Origin of the sequence: Curtobacterium sp. P97 (assembly GCF_023712445.1) — a bacterium.
Lineage (GTDB): Bacteria > Actinomycetota > Actinomycetes > Actinomycetales > Microbacteriaceae > Curtobacterium.
Map to the genome: position 1 here is coordinate 1 of NZ_JAMAYF010000139.1, position 441 is coordinate 441.

At 74.1% G+C, this 441-nt stretch carries 1 protein-coding gene; it reads left to right on the forward strand.

Features of this window, described 5'->3' with window-relative positions; genetic code table 11:
* Positions 1-272 (forward strand): hypothetical protein (locus tag M3677_RS17335; RefSeq protein ID WP_251161189.1); only part of this gene is annotated, 272 nt, incomplete at its 5' end.
* Between the last annotated feature and the right edge of the window lie 169 nt (positions 273-441).

The following is a 441-nucleotide window of genomic DNA, read 5'->3' on the forward strand; positions in this document are numbered from 1 at the left end:
CGCTGTTCTGCGAGCAGGCCACCGTGCTGCCCACCCGCACCGCACTGCTCGGCGAGCGGCTGGACTACGCCGTGCGACCCGACCTCATGGAGCTGTTCGTGGAGCAGGCCACCACCATCACCCCGCAGCTGTCGGCCCAGGTGACCGTGCCGCAGTTCAACGCGGTGAACGCCTCGATCGTCGACCGGCTCGAGCAGGCGTTCCTGGCCGGCGACGACCCCGGCCGGGTGCTGGCCGACCTGGCCGAGGACATCACCGGGCGGCTCTCGTGACGACGGCGGCCCCGGCCGCGGTCACCGCCCCCGTCCCCGCCGACCCGCCGCCGCGCCGCCGCCGGGTCTCCCGCGACGCGGTCGCCGCCTGGGGTCTGCTCAGCCCCAACCTGCTCGTGTTCGGCGTCTTCCTGTTCCTCCCGCTGCTGGCCACCGTGTGGCTGTCGCT